A 16,519-nucleotide genomic window follows, 5' to 3' on the forward strand; every position below is an offset into this window, starting at 1 on the left:
CGGTAGGGACGGGACCCCGCAACGGTAGGGACGAGACCCTACAACGCTGCGGGGTCCCGTCCCGTTTGTTGTGGGTCCGCTACCGCGCCGCGAGGACCTTCTCGATCTCCGCGATGCACGGCTCGTTCTGCAGGCTCGTCGTGTCCCCGAGCGTGCTGCCCTCGAAGAGCTGCGTGAGCAGGCGGCGCATGATCTTGCCCGAGCGCGTCTTCGGGACGTCGGGGACCACGACGACATCGCGCGGCTTCGCGATCGGCCCGATCTCCTTCGCGACGTGGGCGCGCAGCGCGTCGGCAAGGACCTGCTCCGGATCGGGGTTTCGACTCCGCTCAATCCGCGTCTGGACCGCCGCGTCAACCCGCGTCTGGACCGCCGCGTCAGCCCGCGTCTGGACCGCCGCGTCAACCAGCGTCTGGACCGCGTCCGGATTCACGACGACGAACGCCGCCACCGCGTGCCCCGTCGTCGGATCCGCCACGGGGCACACGCCCGCCTCGACGACGGCGGGGTGGGACACGAGCGCCGACTCGATCTCGATCGTGGAGAGGCGGTGGCCCGAGACGTTGAGCACGTCGTCGACCCGGCCGAGGATCCACGTGTCCCCGTCGGCGTCGGACTTCGCCCCGTCCCCGGCGAGGAACCAGCCCTGCCCGGCGTACTTGCGCCAGTACGAGTCGAGGTACCGCTGCGGGTTGCCCCAGACCGTGCGCGCCATCGCCGGCCCCGTCTCGGTGACCACGATGAAGCCCTGCACGCCCGCCGGAACGGGAGCGCCGTCGTCGTCCACGATCGCAGTGGCGAGGCCCGGCAGCGCTCGCGTGGCGCACCCCGGCTTGAACGCGGCGTCCGTCTGGCGCGGCGAGAGCACGGTCGCCCCCGTCTCCGACTGCCACCACGTGTCCACCATCGGCACGCCGCCCGGCACGTCGCCGCCGGAGTCCCGCCCGATGTTCTCGCGCAGCCACCGCCACGCCTCCGGGTTCACTGCCTCGCCCACGGTCCCGAGGACGCGGATGGACGAGAAGTCGTACTCGGCAGGCACGCCGTCCGGGAACCAGCCCATGAGAGAGCGGACGAGCGTGGGCGCGGTGTAGTAGCTCGTGACGCCGTAGCGCTGGATGATCTCGAAGTGCCGGCCCGGGTGCGGGGTGTTGGGCGTGCCCTCGAAGATCACCTGGGTGACGCCGTTGGAGAGCGGGCCGTACACCTCGTAGGTGTGCGCCGTGACCCACGCGAGGTCGGCCGTGCACCAGTGCACGTCCTTCTCGCGCAGCGCCGGGTCCGGGTTCGCGAAGAGGAACTCGTGGCTCCACGACGCCTGCGTGAGGTAGCCGCCGGTCGTGTGGACGAGGCCCTTCGGCTTCCCGGTGGTCCCCGAGGTGTACATGATGAACAGCGGCGTCTCGGCGTCGAACGCCTCGGCCTCGTGGACCTCCGGCTGCGCGTCGACGAGCTCGTGCCACCACACGTCGCGGCCGGGCGTCCACGCGATCTCGGAGCCGGTCCGGCGGATCACCAGGACATGCTCGACGGCGTTGTCCCCACCGGCCGCCCCGCCGCGGACCGCAGCGTCGGCGTTGTCCTTGACCGGCACGGCCTTCCCGCGGCGGTACTGGCCGTCCGTGGTGACGAGCAGTTTGGCGTCCGTGTCCTCGACCCGGAAGCGGAGCGCCTCGGCGGAGAAGCCGCCGAACACGAGCGAATGCACGGCCCCGATGCGGGCGCAGGCGAGCGTGATGACCACGGTCTCGACGAGCACGGGCAGGTAGATGACCACCCGGTCGCCCTTGCCGATGCCCAGTGCGAGCAGCGCGTTCGCGGCCTGGGAGACGCGCCGCTGCAGGTCCGCGTAGGTCACGGTGACGCGGTCGCCGGGCTCGCCCTCGAAGTGCAGCGCGACCTTGTCCCCGCGGCCAGCCGCGACGTGCCGGTCGGCGCAGTTCACGGCCGCGTTCAGCCGGCCGCCCTCGAACCAGCGGATTACCGGGGGCTCGTTCGCCTCGAGGTCCGCCGGGATCCACGTGTGGGCGCGCTCCCACGGCTGCGCCCACTCGAGGCGCCGCGCGGCGTCCTCCCAGAAGGCGAGGCGCCCGGGGCTCGTCTGGCCCGAACCCGTCTGGCGCGAACCCGTCTGGCCGCCGGCGCGGACGCCGGCCTCGTCAATGCTCACGCCCACCGGCGCACCGCCCATCTCTCGGCGACGCCCAGCAGGGCGTCGGTGATCTTGCCGATGACTGCCAGCAGCACGATGGCCAGGAGCAGCCGGTCGGTCCGTCCGTTGTTCTGCGAGTCCGTCAGGAGGAAGCCCAGGCCCATCGAGGACGCAATGAGCTCCGCCGCGACGAGGAACAGCCACGCCTGCGCGAGCGCTAGCCGCAGGCCCGAGAAGATCGCGGGCACGACGGCCGGCAGCTGGATCGTGGTCAGCAGCTGCAGGCCGGTGAGCCCGAACGCCCGCCCGGCCTCGACCAGCTTCCGGTCCACGTGGCGCAGCGCGAGGTACACCGTGGTGAACACCGGGAAGAACGCGCCGATCACGATCAGCGTGACCTTCGAGTTCTCCCCGATCTTGAGCCACAGGATCAGCAGCGGCACCCACGCGAGCGACGGGACCGCGCGCAGCGCCCCGATCGTCGGCGAGAGGAGCCGGTCCGCCCACTGCGACAGCCCCACGAGCGAGCCGAACGCGAGCCCCAGCGCCCCGCCGATCACGAACCCGAGCAGGACGCGCTGCGTCGAGATGCCCACGTGCTGCCACAGCTCCCCGCGGCCCGCGAGCTCCGCCCCCGCAGCGAGCACCGCACCCGGCGCCGGCAGCTGGACGGCGCTGAACAGCCCCGCCGAGGTGGACCACTGCCACAGCGCGAGCAGGACCAGGGGCACGACGGCGCCGATCGCCGCGCGCTTGAGCCCGCTGGCCGCGTCGCCCCGGGAACCACGGCGCAGGGTGCCGCGCACGACGGCGGGCGCCTCCGCGGCGTCGTGCGTCGCCTCAGCCTCGGGCTGGCTCCGGGAGGAGGCGGTGCTCACTTGGCTGCCTTGGACGCGAAGCTCGGCTCGAGGAGCGAGGCGAGAGCCGCATCGATCTTGTCCTGGCCGGAGACGTCCCCGGAGGCGACGAAGATCGGGCCGACCTTCTTCAGCACCGCCAGCTGCGTCTCGCCCGGGACCGGGTTGATGGCCAGCCGGGTGCGCTCCTTGATGACCTTCCCGGCCACCGCATCGGAGATGTTGGCCGCCTTGGCGAGGATCGAGGTGGTCTCCTCGAGGTTCGCCGCAGCCCAGCCGCGGGCCTTCTCGTAGGTGTCCACGACCGTCTGCGCCTGCTCCGGCCGCTCCTTGAGGAAGGACTCGGTGGCGTTGAGGAAGCCGTAGGTGTTGAAGTCGATGTTGCGGTAGAGCAGCTTCGCGCCGTTCTGCTCGGCGGCCGCCATGATCGGGTCGAGGCCGCTCCACGCCTCGACGGAGCCGTTCTCGAGGGCCGTGCGGCCGTCCGCGTGCTGGAGGTTCTGGACCGTGACGTCGGCCTGCTTGAGCCCGTTGGCCTCGAGGGCCTGGAGGAGGAAGAAGTAGGGGTCCGTGCCCTTGGTCGCGGCGACCTGCTTGCCCCTGAGGTCCGCGACGGAGGCGATCTTCGAGTCCTTGCCGACCACGAGCGCGGCCCATTCGGGCTGGGAGTAGAGGCTGATCGCCTTGATCGGCGAGCCGTTCGCGCGGGCCAGGAGCGCCGCGGAGCCGGCGGTGGATCCGACGTCGATCGCCCCGGCGCGCAGGGCCTCGTTGGCCTTGTTCGATCCGGCGGACTGGACCCAGTTCACGCCCACGCCCGAGGGCTTGAGGGCCTCCTCGAGCCAGCCCTTCTCCTTGATGACGATGGACAGCGGGTTGTAGGTGGCCCAGTCGATGTTCAGCGTCCCGGCCGCCTTCGCCGCGGGCGCCGAGCCGCCGGAGCCTTCGCCGGCGCACGCGCTCAGGCCCAGGGCGGCGGCGCCGAGGCCGAGGGCGAGGAAGGAGCGGCGGGACGCGGCGGTGCGGGACGCAGCGGTGCGGGCGGCGGTGCGGGACTGGTTCAGGGCAGGCATGGGGAACCTCTTCATGCGGGTGCGGGTGCGGGTGGACGTGCGGGGGAGGGTCAGTGGTGGTGCGTGTCCACGCCGAGCGTGGACAGGAGGGTGCCGCGGAGGCGGGCGAGTTCGGCGTCGGCGCGGTCGCGCGGGCGCTCGCCCGGGACGTCGAGGACGTGCTGGATCGTCGCGCCGGGCACGCCGTCCTCGGAGCCGAGCACCACCACGCGGTCGGCGAGCTGGAGCGCCTCGTCGACGTCGTGGGTCACGAGCAGGACCGTGGTGGGCTCGGCCTCGTGGACGTGCAGGAGGAGGTCCTGCATCTTCAGCCGGGTGAGCGCATCGAGGGCGCCGAACGGCTCGTCCAGGAGCAGCACGCCGGGGCGCCGGGCCAGGGCACGGGCCAGCGAGGCCCGCTGGGCCATGCCGCCGGAGATCTCGCCCGGGCGGTACGCCGCGCAGTGGGTCAGGCCCACGAGGGACAGGAGGCGGTCGACGGCGGCGCGCCCCTCGCGCTTCTCGGTCCCCTTGGGCAGGCCCAGGGCCACATTGTCGTGCACGCTCAGCCAGGGCAGGAGCCGGGGCTCCTGGAAGCCGACCGCGCACAGGGGCGAGATGCCGCTGCTCGGCTGGCCGCCCACGAGCAGTTCCCCGGCCGCGGGCGCGTCGAGCCCGGCGGCGATGCGCAGCAGCGTGGACTTTCCCGAGCCGCTCGGGCCCAGCAGGGCCACGATCTCACCCGGGGCGAGCGCGAGGTCGACGTCGCGCAGGACGTAAGTCACGCCGTCGTGCGCGCCCGTCCCGGTGTCCCGGCCGCGGCGGGCGGCGAAGGACTGGGCGACGCCGCGGAACTCCAGCGAGGCGGCGCGGGGCGCGGCGAGGGCGGAACCGCGGTGGGTGGCCTCGGAAGTCGGCTGGGCCAGGGCAGAAGGCATGTGCATCTCCATCGGTTCTGGCGGTAGCACCTGTGGCCCCTGCGGGGGCCATGGTTGCTGCGGCGTCACGGAGCCAGATCTCTCGGCCGCTCGGGATGGTCACTTCACATTTCACGTAAAGAACGCCCGCCGTGCAAAACCAGACGTCTGGGTGCGCGTAACAAATGACAATGTGTCCGCGTGTTTCCACCGCTCGCGGATACGTTGGACGACCGGTGGATTCCTTCCGTACTGTGAAGGACAGGATCAAGAGTCCCGGCGCGAAGCTCTGGCTGGCCGGGCGGCAACCCTCTCCCGTAGTGGGGTGCCCCAGATGAAGATCCGGCCGCGGTGGCCATCCGCGGCAAGTACGGCGCCTGCGAACCGTGGGCGTCCGGCCGACTAGCTGGAGGAGCCCATGACAGCGACACCCCTCGACCTCGTGACGGGCGCGGACCTGCGCCGCGCCATGGGGCACTGGGCCACGGGCATCGCCGTCATCACCACCTCGGACGGCGGCGCGATCGCAGGCCTCGTGAGCAACTCGTTCACGTCGATCAGCCTCGACCCGCCGCTCGTCTCGTGGGCGGTGGACAAGAAGTCGAGCTCATTCGAGATCTGGAACCGCACCGACAACTACGCCGTGCACATCCTGTCCGAGTCCCACCGGGACCTCGTGGCGCGGTTCGCGGCGAAGGGGACGGACAAGTTCGCGGGACTGGCCTGGGAGCCCGGGACGCTGGGCTCGCCGATTGTGGCCGACGACGTCCCGCACCTCGAGTGTCGCCTCTGGCAGCGGGTGGACGCGGGGGACCACGTCATCCTGATCGGCGAGGTGGTCAGCGTCTCGGATCCGGAGGAGTTCGTCCCCCTGACCAACCACGTGTACTGGGCAAAGTAGACCGACGGCGCATCAGCGCTAGGCAGCCGGGGCCCCGGCTCCCTTGACCGGAGGGGGCCCCGGCCAGCCAACCCGCCGGTACGCTGGGTGGGTGACCACCGGTCTCAACGACACGCTCATCGGCCCGTTGCGGCGCCGCCTCCTGACGACCTTCTCCGGCCAGTCCGAGGGGAACCTGGCCTGGGAGGAAGCCCTCGAGGAGGGCGACGACGCGGGGTACTTCGCGCCTGACTCCGCGGTCTGGGCCGTCCACGGCGGCATGACGCCCATCGCCGCCGGCATCCGCGCCCTGCTCACGCAGGCCCTGCACCCGGGTGTGCTCGCCGGCGTCGTGGAGCACTCGAACTACCGCGCCGACCCCCTTGCACGGCTCGCCGGCACGATCCGCTGGATCTTCACCGTCACCTACGGGGACACCGCGGCCGCCCGCCGTGCGTGCGCGTGGGTGCGGAAGCGGCACGTGCCCGTGGAGGGGGAGTTCGTCACGGGCCACGGCACGCACGAGCACTACTCCGCCAATGACCCCACCCTGGCCGAATGGGTCCACCTCGCCTTCACGGATGCGTTCCTGCGCGCGTACGAATCGCTCGCCGGGCCGGTTCCCGGAGGCGCGGACCGCTACGTGGGGGAGTGGGCCGTGGCCGGGGAGCTCATGGGCGTGGCCGACCCGCCGCGCACCGCGTCCGCCCTCGTCGAACGGATGGAGGCGTACGACGCCGCCGGGCAGCTTGCCGGCGGGCCGCGCCTCGCCGATGTGGTCTCGTTCCTGCGCCGGCCGCCGCTCGACCCGCTGCTGCGCCCGGGCTACGCCGTGCTGTTCAACGCGGTGGTGTCGGAGATGCCCCAGCGGCACCTGGACCTGCTCGGGCTCGAGCGCCCCCGCCTCGGGCCGGTGCCGCTCCCGGTGACGGGCGCCGCGAAGGCGACCCTCGCCGTCGTGGGTCGGGCCCTCGACCCGATGTCGCCGAGTGAGGCGGCCGCGCGCCGTCGTCTGGCGCGCCTCGGCGTCCTCCCCGGTCCATCGACTGCTCCGTAAGTGTCGTTCTGGGGCCTCAGAACGACACTTGCGGAGCAGTCGATGAGGGGGTGTGGATAATTTCTGCCGCCTCGTCCGGATTCTGCTCTCATGAGGGCATGAAGACCCCGCGTCGTCTCCCCCAGCAGCTCTCCGGCCGGCCCTTCACAGTGGCCGAGGCCGCCCATGCCGGAGTCAGCAAGGGCAGGCTGCGACACCGGAGCCTCAGGCTCATGGGCCGCGGGATCAGGGGGCAGGGCACGACGGCGGCGCTCGCCTTGGGCGCGCGGGTCCGCCCGTTCGTCGAGGTCAACGAGCAGTGTGCGGCGTCCCACTCGACGGCCGCAGAGCTCCACGGCCTTCCCACCCGGAAGCGGGTGCGGGGCGAGGACGAGGTCTTCCACGTGATCCGGCCCGAGGGGGCAGCGCACCTGAAGCGGCCGCACGTCGTCGTGCACCGGGCGAAGCTCCTGCCCGGCGAGATCACGCGCGTCGGAGGTGTTCCGGTCACGACCCCCGCCCGGACATGGCTCGACCTGGCTGAACGGATCACGCTGGACGAGCTGGTCGCCGTGGGCGACGCGTGCGTCAGGATCCCGTATCCCGAGCTGGAGGGCCGCGAGGAGCCGCACTGCACGCTGGAAGCCCTGCGGGACATCGTCGCGCGGCACCGCGGCAAACGCGGGGTCCGCAAGGCGCGGCTGGCCCTCGGGCTGATCCGGGTCGGCTCGGATTCGCCGCAGGAGACGGCGCTGCGGCTCGCCCTGCTGCGCGCGGGCCTTCCGGAACCGGTGCTCAACGCCCGGATTGTGGGAAGCCGTGGGCAGCGCGGCCCGAAGCCGGACATCGGCTACCCCGAGTACGGCGTCGGAGTCGAGTACGAGGGCGAGCACCACGGGACGGAGCCGCAGATCGTGCGGGACATCGCCCGTTCCGAGAGCTATGACGATGTCGGCTGGGCCGAGGTGAGGATCTCCAAGCGCCACATGGCCAACGACGCCAAGGCGGCCGTCGCGAAGGTCCGGACGGCCCTCTTCCTCAGGGGCTGGCGCCCCGGCAACGCCTCCGCCGGTGCCTCCACCCCTTCATCGACTGCTCCGTAAGTGTCGCGATGAGCGCTCAAACCGACACTTACGGAGCAGTCGATGGAGGGGAACGGGAAATGGGGAGGGGAGAGAATGGGCGCATGTGGATCGCGTGGATCGAGCTCGACCTGCTCCTCGGCGACGTGCACACCCTCAAGGAGAAGCGCTCGGTGGTCCGGCCCATCGTCGCCGAGGTGCGGCGCCGCTTCGACGTGTCCGTCGCGGAGGTGGGCGAACACGACCTGTACCGGCGCGCCCGCATCGGCGCGGGGATCGTTTCGGGGGACCGGGCCCACGCGCTCGAGGTGCTCGACGGCGTCGAACGCCTCGTCGCGGGCCGGCCGGAGGTCGATCTCCTCAGCGCGCGCCGCCGCGACCTGCACAGCGAGGACTGAGCGCCGCAAGGACTGAGCGCCGCAGTCAGCAGTCAGCGCACGAACATCAGCAGTGCCACGTGCAGCGCGCTGAGCGCCACGCCGGCAATCGCCATCGCGGAGATCCGCGCGGCCCGCGCCTTCGACCGCGCGAACGAGCCCCAGGCTGCGAAGACCGATGCCGTGAGCGGCCCGGCGGCAAGGACCGCGCCGAACCACGAGGGGATGAACCCGAGCGAGAAGGCCATGATGCCGAAGCCCAAGGACAGGGCCCCGAGGAACGTCGCCAGCCGCGAGGCAGGCTTCGGCGGGCGGGGCTGCCGCGGCTCACGGCGGCGGGCTTCCGCGGACGACGGCGACGCCTCACCCCTGCGCGCAAGCTCGCCGTGGCGCTGGCCATCGGGGACCTGGCCGTCGGGGACCAGGCCGTCGAGCCCGCGCGATCCCCGGGCGGACGTGCTCCCGGGCGGGACGCCGTCGGGCCAGTAGGCGCTCGGGTCCCGGTACGGATTCCGCCGAGGGGCGTTGCCGGGGGTGCTCACCGTTCGATTATCCCCGCCGATCCGCCCGTGCGCCTCGGGGTTCACCCTGAGCGCACCCTGACGCGCGGGCCGCCTGCAGGAACCCTTCAGGAAAGTGGGGAGAATCGGCCTATGGCGTCTGACGTGGCAAGCGGACCAGTGCGGCGCGCGCCGAGGCACAGGATCGGCGCGGCCCCGCACCTGGCGCTGGCCCTGATGGCCCTCGTGCTCATGGTCGTCTTCTTCTACGCCGTCCGCACACTGACGCTGTTCGTCTCGCCCATGCTGTTCCTCGCTGCCGTGTTCCTCGAGGCGGTCTTCATCGCGGTCTTCCTCTGGGCTGTGGCGCGTGCCCTCGCGCGGCCGTCGGAGATGCTGCGCTCCCTCGCCGCGTCGGCCTGGGAGGGCCTCGCCGCGAACGAGTATGTGGTCAGGGCCCGGGCTACGAACACCCCGGGGGCGGTGTGGCTGCGGAATCGGTTCCGCCGCGACAGGGCGTCGGGGCTGTGGCTCACGGGCGTCGTCGTGGTGGCGGCCGTTCCGTTCGTGAACTTCCTCGGCGTGGCCTACGCCGTGGTGAGCGGCGGTGTCCTGACGCGCATCGACGAGCGGATCGCGAATCTCATGCCCAAGGTCCGCACGCCGGGGGAGACGGCCTTCTTCGCCGCCGCCACGATGCTCGCGAACTGGCAGACCGTGGTCCTGATGACGGCCGCTGCGGCGCTCGTGCTGTGGCAGGCCCGACGCCGCTTCCTCGCCACCGCGGTGGTCGGCGCCGTCGTGGCGCAGGAGCTCCTGACGGATCTGGTCCAGCAGATCCTCCACCGGCAGCGCCCGGACGAGTCCCTGGCCCTGCTCGTGGTGACGACTCCGGGGTTCCCGAGCGGCCAAACCGTGCGGGCAGTGGTGGTCTACGGGATCCTCGTGTACCTGCTGGTGCGGGCGTACGGTTCAGTGGCGTCCCGGGCGCTGGTCGTCGCCGCCTACCTCGCGGTGGTCCTGCTGGTCGGGATGAGCCGCGTGTACCTCGGCGTGCACCACGTGAGCGACGTCTGGGGCGGGATGCTGTTCGGGGCGGCCCTCCTGGCCGCGGCCGTCGGCTTCCTCGAGATCTCGGGCCGCTTCCCGTTGATCGGCCGGCAGCGGCGGGCCGTCAGCGTGAGGCGCGTGGTCGCCGTCGTGCCCGTCGTGGGGGTGGCCTTCGCGCTCACGACGGCGCCGCTGCTGCTCCACCCGCAGGAGCACCCCGCGCAGCGGCCCACCACGGCGCTGCCGGCGCTGGACGCGGCGTCGTTCGCGCGGCTCCCGCTCTACAGCGAGACGCTCACCGGCGACCGGATGGAGCCGGCGAACTTCATCTACGTCGGCTCCGAGGACCAGCTCCTCGCGGCGTTCGGGGCGGCCGGGTGGGACCGTGCGGAGCCGTCGACGTTCGCCAACACGCTGCGCGCCTTCGCCGTGGGGATCCAGGGCGGCCAGTACGCCACGGCCCCGGTCACGCCGTCGTTCGTGGCGGGGCGCCCCGAGTCCCTTGCGTTCCAGAAGGCGACCGCAGAGAACTCGCTGCGCCAGCGCCACCACACCCGCATCTGGCGCACCGACTACACGGCGCCCGACGGCCGCCCCGTCTGGGAGGGCACGGCCAGCTTCGACGACGGGATCGAGTTCGCCGGAACGGCGAAGGTGCCCACCCACCACATCGACCCGAACATCGATGCCGAGCGTGCCTACATCATCGGCTCCCTCGGATACCCGGAGCAGCTCGTCGCGCTCACGCACCCCCAGATGGGCCACAACGGCAGCGGGGACGAGTTCTTCACCGACGGCAGGGCCCAGCTGATCGTGCTGCGCTGACCTCAGCCCGCGGCCTTCTTCACGAGCTCTGCGATCCGGGCCCAGTCGTCCTCGCCCGGCTCGGTCAGGGCGAACGACGTCACCCACATGGCGCCGTCGTCCAGGGCCGCGGTCTCCTCGAATCCGAGCGTCGCGTACCGGCTCCCGAACTTCTTCCGGTCCTTGAAGAAGAGCACCACCTTGCCGTCGCGGGCGTAGGAGGGCATGCCGTACCAGAGCTTCGGCGCGAGCTGGGGCGCGGCCTCGGCGACCAGCGCGTGCAGCCGCCGGGCGATCGAACGGTCCGGCTCCTCGAACGACTCGATCTTGGCGACCGTGTCGGCAAGGTCGCCGGCCGCCTTGTCCGCCGCGCTCTGGCGGCCGCGGGCCTTCTTCACCTCGGCGGCGTGCTCCTTCATCGCCGCGCGCTCCTCGGCGCTGAACGCGGACGACGGCGCCCCGGTCGCCTCGGCCGCAGCGGCCGCCTTGGCTGCCGGGCTCACTTGTGCTCCTGGATGCGGATGAGGTTGCCGGCGGGGTCCCGGAAGGCGCAGTCGCGGAGGCCGTAGGGCTGCGCAGTGGGCTCCTGCACGACCTCGGCGTCGGTGGCCTGGACCTTCTCGAACACCTCATCGAGATCCGGGGTGGCCAGCAGGATCCAGCCGTAGGTCCCCTTGGCCATCATCTCGGAGATGGTCCGGCGCTCGTCTTCGGTGATCCCCGGGTCGGTGGCCGGCGGGGCCAGGAGGATCGAGGTGCTGGGCTGGTTCACGGGGCCGACGGTGATCCAGCGCATCGTGCCCCGGCCGACGTCCTGGCGGACCTCGAACCCTAGGACATCCCGGTAGAAGGCGAGGGACGCCTCCGGGTCGGTGTGGGGGAGGGCGCTTGCATGAATGGTGAGTTCCATGGCCACCACGCTACGAGCGTGCGGCGGGCTGCACTTCTCGATTCCTGACCGGTCGCGTGACCTGCTTGGCGATGCACGGCAGCATTCCGGCGGTCACGTCCGCCCCCTGCTCCCGGTAGACGCTCGGGGGCACGCCGACCAGCTCCGAGAACCGCGTGCTGAACGTGCCGAGGGAGGAGAACCCGACGGCGAAGCACACCTCGGTGACGCTGGCATCCCCGATCCGCAGCAGGGACATCGCCCTCTCGATCCGCCGCGTCATCAGGTACTGGTACACCGACTCCCCGTAGGCCTGCCGGAACTGCCGGCTCAGGTGCCCCGCGGAGAGGTGGACGCCCCGGGCCAGCTCCTCGACGTTGAGCGGCTGCGCGTACTCGCGGTCGATCCGGTCACGCACGCGCCGCAGGAGCGCGAGGTCGCGCAGGCGCGGAGCCGAAGAGGGGGAGGAAGCGGTCACGAGCCGATCGTCCCAAGCCCGCCATGCGACTGTCGAGACCCGGTTCCATGACGGCCTTGTCACGCAGTGTGACATGGACCATAGTTGGCCGAGTCACCGCACTCCCGGAGGTCTCCATGACGAACCGCCCTTTCCGCCCCCGCGCCCGCGGCGCCCGCCGTGCGGGAGCCGCCGCAGCCGCCGTCGTGCTCGCCGCGGGCCTGCTCACCCAGGGGGCGACGACGGCGCTCGCCGGCCCGGCGCCGTCGCCCGCCAGCCCGGCGACGGGCGCCGCGCACTCGTTCCGCACCGCGGCGGGCACGGAGAACTACTACTTCGTCATGACGGACCGGTTCGCGAACGGCACGGCCGCGAACGACCAGGGCGGCCTCGGCGCGGACCCGATGGTCTCCGGGTTCGACCCGGCGAACAAGGGCTTCTACCACGGCGGCGACCTCGCGGGCCTCACCGGCAAGCTCGACTACATCCAGGGCCTGGGCACGACGGCGATCTGGCTCACCCCGAGCTTCAAGAACAAGGCCGTCCAGCCGCAGGACAAGAGCGCCGGCTACCACGGCTATTGGATCACCGACTTCACCCAGATCGATCCGCACCTCGGCACCAACGCCGAGCTCGGGGACCTCATCACGAAGGCACACGAGCGGGGGATGAAGGTCTACTTCGACATCATCACCAATCACACCGCGGACGTCATCAAGTACACCGAGGGGGACCGGAAGGGCTACATCAGCAAGACCGCGGCCCCGTACAGGGACGCCGCGGGGAACGTGTTCGACGACGCCGCGGTCGCCGACCAGCCCAGCTTCCCGGTGATGGACCCGGCGACGTCGTTCCCGTACCACCCGTACGTCTCGCCCGGCGAGGAGAACCTGAAGGTGCCTGCCTGGCTCAACGACGTCAGCCTGTACCACAACCGCGGCGACTCGACGTTCGCGGGCGAGAGCGCGAACTACGGGGACTTCTCGGGCCTCGACGACCTGTTCACCGAGAACCCGACGGTGCTCAACGGGTTCATCGACGTGTACAGGAAGTGGATCGGGGACTTCGGGATCGACGGCTTCCGGATCGACACCATGAAGCACGTCAACGATGAGTTCTGGCAGAAGTTCTCGCCCGCGATCCTCGACTACGCCCACTCGGTGGGCAAGAAGGACTTCTTCATGTTCGGCGAGGTCTACGACACCTCGCGGGACTTCACCTCGAAATTCACCACGTCCGACGGCGTGCGGGCCGTCCTCGACTTCCCGTTCCAGCAGGCTGCCCGCTCCTACGCTTCGGCGTCATCGCCCGCCACCACCCTGCAGAAGCTCTTCCAGGGCGACGACTGGTACACGACCGCGACCTCGAACGTGTATCAGCTGCCCACCTTCCTCGGGAACCACGACATGGGCCGCATCGGCTCGTTCATCGCCCAGGACAACCCGAACGCCTCCGACGCCGAGAAGGTCGCCCGCGACCGGCTCGCCACAGAGCTCATGTACTTCTCACGCGGCAACCCGATCGTCTACTACGGCGACGAGCAGGGCTTCACCGGCGCCGGCGGGGACCAGCTCGCCCGGCAGGACATGTTCGCCTCGAAGACCCCCGAGTACCTCGCCGACACGCTCCTGGGCACGACGGCGACGCACGCCTCGGACAACTACGTCACCACCCACCCGCTCTACACCTCGATCGCCGACCTCGCGAAGGTGGTCAAGGACAACCCGGCGCTGCGCACCGGCGCGCACCAGGACCGGTACGCCGACGCGACGGCTGGGGTGTACGCGTTCTCCCGGATCGACGCGACCGCGCAGCGTGAGTACGTCGTGGCGCTGAACAACACCGCGGCCCCCCGGACCGCGGCCGTGCCGACCTACCTCGCGCAGCGGCCGTTCGCGAAGGTGTTCGGCGACGGCGCCGCGGACCGGCTCAAGACGGCGGCGGACAAGACCCTCACCGTGACCGTGCCGGCATTCTCCACGGTGGTGTACGAATCGGCGGGACGCATCCCGGACTCGGCGGCCGCACCGGTTCCCGTGCTCGGGACCCCGAAGGCGGCCGGCGGCGACAACACGCGCGTCAACGTCACTGCGGACCTGCCGCGTGACTCGTTCTACGAGGTCACGTTCCAGGCACGCACGCCGGGAGGCCAGTGGGAGAACATCGGCACTGATGACACGTACCCCTACCAGGTCTTCCACGCCACGAAGGGCATGACGCCGGGAACCCCGCTCGAGTACCGGGCCCTCACCCTGGACAACGCCGGCCACACGGCCGCCTCGGCGGCGACCGTCTCCGCCGTCGTGCCTACCCCGGTGGACCCGGACGCGCCCAAGGGGCCGGCGCCGCAGCCGCTCTCGGTCACGGTGGCCGGCGACTACCAGCACCTCGCCGGCTGTGCGGGCGACTGGGACCCCGCGTGCGAGGCGACCATGGCGCAGTACGACCCGGTTGCCTCCGAGTGGCGGCTCACGCTCGACCTCCCGGCCGGCACCTACCAGGTCAAGGCCGCGCTCAACGGATCGTGGACCCAGAACTACGGCGACGGCGGGGCGCCGAACGGGGCGAACATCTCGGTCAGGCACCCGGGCGGGAAGCTGACGTTCACCTACCGGCACGACACCCACCTGACCACGGTGGCCGAGCACGCGGCGCAGCCGTCAGCGGTCGCGGTGCCGGGGACGCTGAACACGGCGATGGGCTGCGCGGCAGACTGGGATCCGGCGTGCCCCCAGACGCAGCTCGCGTTCGACGGCGCGCAGGGGGTCTGGCGCGGCACGTACACGCTGCCGGCCGGCAGCTACTCCTACAAGGCCGCGCTCAACCGCTCCTGGGACGTGAACTACGGGGTCGGCGGGGCGGTCAACGGCCCCAACATCGGCCTCGACCACCCGGGCGGGACGGTGACGTTCAGCTACAACGACTCGACCCACCTCGTCACCGCGGGATGGCCCGTGACGCAGCCAGCCTCGGTCAACCTCCCCGGGACGTACCAGCATCTGGCCGGGTGTGCGGGGGACTGGGACCCCGCCTGCCCGGCGACCTCTGCCGTGTGGGACCCGCGCTCGCAGGGGTGGATCCTGCGGCTCGCCTCGCTGCCGGCCGGCTCGTACTCGTTCAAGGCGGCCCTCAACGGGTCCTGGGACCTCAACTACGGGGTGGGCGGGGCGCTGAACGGGCCGAACATCGGGTTCGACCATCCCGGCGGCGCGATCGCGTTCCGGTACGACCCCGCCACGCATCTGGTGACGGCGGTGTCGGGCTGACCTCGTCTGGTTGAGGGGTCATGTCCCTGCGCGCAGGAGTCAGGGACATGACCCCTCAACAACCGGTCGGACACCGGACCTCGGTCCCTGTCCGCCCCGGCTGGCCCGCGGCACAATGGCGCCATGCGCGCATGGTGGGTGGACGTCCCGGGGCCCGCGGGCGGTGCCTCCGGGGACGGTGAGGGTGGCCCGCTCGTCGTCGGCGAGCGGGCCGACCCCGTCCCCGGGCCCGGCGAGATCCTGGTCAGGGTGTCGGTGTGCGGGGTGTGCAGGACCGACCTGCACCTCGCCGAGGGTGACCTCGCGCCCAGGCGGCAGGGCGTCGTCCCGGGCCACGAAGTGGTCGGGACGGTGGAGGCCGCCGGGGCGGGAGCGTCCCGCTTCGAGGTCGGCGAACGGGTGGGGATCGCCTGGCTCCGCGGGACCTGCGGCACGTGCCGGTTCTGCCGCGCCGGCCGGGAGAACCTGTGCGAAGCACCCCGGTTCACCGGGTGGGACGACGACGGCGGGTACGCGGAGCTCGCCGTCGTGCGCGAGGACTACGCCTACAGGGTGCCCGAGGCGTTCGAAGTCCGGGAGGCCGCGCCGCTGCTGTGCGCTGGGATCATCGGATACCGGGCGCTGAAGCGGGCCGACGTTCCCGACGGCGGGCGCCTCGGCATCTACGGCTTCGGCGGGAGTGCGCACATCACCGCCCAGCTTGCGCTCCACCTCGGCGCGACGGTCTACGTCATGACGCGCGCCCCGGAGGCGCGGGCGCTCGCGCTCGAGCTCGGCGCCGCGTGGGCCGGGGCCGCGGACGAGGAGCCGCCCGAGAAGCTCGACTCCGCGATCCTCTTCGCGCCGGTCGGCACGCTCGTCCCGCCTGCGCTGGCCGCGCTGGACCGGGGCGGGACCCTCGCGGTCGCCGGCATCCATCTCAGCGACATCCCGGAGCTGAATTACCAGCGCCACCTCTTCGAGGAGCGGCAGTTGCGCAGCGTCACCGCCAACACGCGCGCCGACGGCGAGGAGTTCCTCCGCCTCGCCGCCGAGATCCCCGTGCGCACGACGACGGTGCCGTACCCCTTCGGCGCCGCTCACCGCGCGCTCGCCGACCTCGCGGGGGACCGGATCACGGGGGCCGCCGTGCTCGAGGTGTGTCCCCGGCCCCCCGGACAAACGACTGCTCCGTAAGTGTCCTTCTGAGGCGTCAGAACG

At 71.7% G+C, this 16,519-nt stretch carries 15 protein-coding genes and 2 riboswitches; of the genes, 7 read left to right on the forward strand and 8 right to left on the reverse strand.

The window, feature by feature from the left end:
- Nucleotides 1-79: 79 nt before the first annotated feature.
- The 4 genes from CGQ25_RS01245 to CGQ25_RS01260 form a co-directional block, all read right to left on the reverse strand.
- Nucleotides 80-2,191: an acetate--CoA ligase gene (locus CGQ25_RS01245; RefSeq protein ID WP_208711445.1), complete on the reverse strand. Its 2,112-nt coding sequence runs from the start codon at nt 2,189-2,191 to the stop codon at nt 80-82.
- Nucleotides 2,167-2,946 (reverse strand): ABC transporter permease, encoded by a 780-nt coding sequence (locus CGQ25_RS01250; protein WP_255405706.1) that lies wholly within the window; start codon nt 2,944-2,946, stop codon nt 2,167-2,169. Before CGQ25_RS01250 ends, CGQ25_RS01245 begins: the two co-directional genes overlap by 25 nt.
- A gap of 80 nt (nt 2,947-3,026) precedes the next feature.
- Nucleotides 3,027-4,082 (reverse strand): aliphatic sulfonate ABC transporter substrate-binding protein, encoded by a 1,056-nt coding sequence (locus CGQ25_RS01255; RefSeq protein ID WP_208711447.1) that lies wholly within the window; start codon nt 4,080-4,082, stop codon nt 3,027-3,029.
- A 50-nt stretch (nt 4,083-4,132) separates the two neighbouring features.
- Nucleotides 4,133-4,999, reverse strand: a complete 867-nt coding sequence (locus CGQ25_RS01260) for an ABC transporter ATP-binding protein (protein ID WP_369802267.1) — start codon at nt 4,997-4,999, stop codon at nt 4,133-4,135.
- 5 nt (nt 5,000-5,004) lie between these two features.
- Nucleotides 5,005-5,101: riboswitch (SAM riboswitch) on the reverse strand.
- A 142-nt stretch (nt 5,102-5,243) separates the two neighbouring features.
- Nucleotides 5,244-5,355, forward strand: a riboswitch (SAM riboswitch).
- A gap of 41 nt (nt 5,356-5,396) precedes the next feature.
- Between CGQ25_RS01260 and CGQ25_RS01265 the strand changes: the two genes are divergently transcribed.
- From CGQ25_RS01265 to CGQ25_RS01280, 4 genes are all read left to right on the forward strand, one after another.
- Entirely contained in the window at nt 5,397-5,879 is a 483-nt protein-coding gene (locus tag CGQ25_RS01265; protein ID WP_208711449.1) for a flavin reductase family protein, read from the forward strand.
- Between the two features lie 91 nt (nt 5,880-5,970).
- A complete protein-coding gene (locus tag CGQ25_RS01270; RefSeq protein ID WP_208711450.1) occupies nt 5,971-6,915 on the forward strand; it encodes an oxygenase MpaB family protein in 945 nt (314 codons plus the stop codon).
- Nucleotides 6,916-7,013: 98 nt separating this feature from the next.
- Nucleotides 7,014-7,997, forward strand: a complete 984-nt coding sequence (locus CGQ25_RS01275) for a hypothetical protein (RefSeq protein ID WP_255405489.1) — start codon at nt 7,014-7,016, stop codon at nt 7,995-7,997.
- 83 nt (nt 7,998-8,080) lie between these two features.
- Nucleotides 8,081-8,374 (forward strand): DUF503 domain-containing protein, encoded by a 294-nt coding sequence (locus CGQ25_RS01280; protein ID WP_208711451.1) that lies wholly within the window; start codon nt 8,081-8,083, stop codon nt 8,372-8,374.
- Between the two features lie 32 nt (nt 8,375-8,406).
- On the opposite strand, the gene CGQ25_RS01285 is transcribed toward CGQ25_RS01280, so the two are convergent.
- Nucleotides 8,407-8,895, reverse strand: a complete 489-nt coding sequence (locus tag CGQ25_RS01285; RefSeq protein WP_208711452.1) for a hypothetical protein — start codon at nt 8,893-8,895, stop codon at nt 8,407-8,409.
- Nucleotides 8,896-9,006: 111 nt separating this feature from the next.
- Between CGQ25_RS01285 and CGQ25_RS01290 the strand changes: the two genes are divergently transcribed.
- Complete coding sequence (locus tag CGQ25_RS01290; protein ID WP_208711453.1) at nt 9,007-10,728, forward strand: LssY C-terminal domain-containing protein; 1,722 nt, start codon at nt 9,007-9,009, stop codon at nt 10,726-10,728.
- Nucleotides 10,729-10,730: 2 nt separating this feature from the next.
- Here the strand turns inward: CGQ25_RS01290 and CGQ25_RS01295 are convergent, their stop codons facing one another.
- From CGQ25_RS01295 to CGQ25_RS01305, 3 genes are read right to left on the reverse strand one after another with little or no spacing between them, the layout of a single operon-like run.
- Nucleotides 10,731-11,210 carry an iron chaperone gene (locus CGQ25_RS01295; protein ID WP_369802268.1) on the reverse strand — a complete coding sequence of 160 codons (480 nt, stop codon included), beginning with the start codon at nt 11,208-11,210 and terminating at the stop codon, nt 10,731-10,733.
- On the reverse strand, nt 11,207-11,617 hold the full coding sequence (locus CGQ25_RS01300) for a VOC family protein (protein WP_208711454.1): 411 nt from the start codon (nt 11,615-11,617) through the stop codon (nt 11,207-11,209). The genes CGQ25_RS01295 and CGQ25_RS01300 overlap by 4 nt, the downstream gene beginning before the upstream one ends.
- Nucleotides 11,618-11,627: 10 nt before the next feature.
- Nucleotides 11,628-12,074, reverse strand: coding sequence for a helix-turn-helix transcriptional regulator (locus CGQ25_RS01305; RefSeq protein WP_255405491.1), 447 nt, complete (start codon nt 12,072-12,074; stop codon nt 11,628-11,630).
- Between the two features lie 116 nt (nt 12,075-12,190).
- On the opposite strand from CGQ25_RS01305, the gene CGQ25_RS01310 reads away from it, so the two are divergent.
- Together CGQ25_RS01310 and CGQ25_RS01315 are read left to right on the forward strand one after the other, a co-directional pair.
- Nucleotides 12,191-15,319 (forward strand): alpha-amylase family glycosyl hydrolase, encoded by a 3,129-nt coding sequence (locus CGQ25_RS01310; protein WP_208711456.1) that lies wholly within the window; start codon nt 12,191-12,193, stop codon nt 15,317-15,319.
- A gap of 123 nt (nt 15,320-15,442) precedes the next feature.
- Nucleotides 15,443-16,495 carry a zinc-dependent alcohol dehydrogenase family protein gene (locus CGQ25_RS01315; protein WP_208711457.1) on the forward strand — a complete coding sequence of 351 codons (1,053 nt, stop codon included), beginning with the start codon at nt 15,443-15,445 and terminating at the stop codon, nt 16,493-16,495.
- Nucleotides 16,496-16,519: the final 24 nt, after the last annotated feature.

This window comes from Sinomonas sp. R1AF57, assembly GCF_002224485.1.
In the GTDB taxonomy this organism is placed as follows: domain Bacteria; phylum Actinomycetota; class Actinomycetes; order Actinomycetales; family Micrococcaceae; genus Sinomonas; species Sinomonas flava.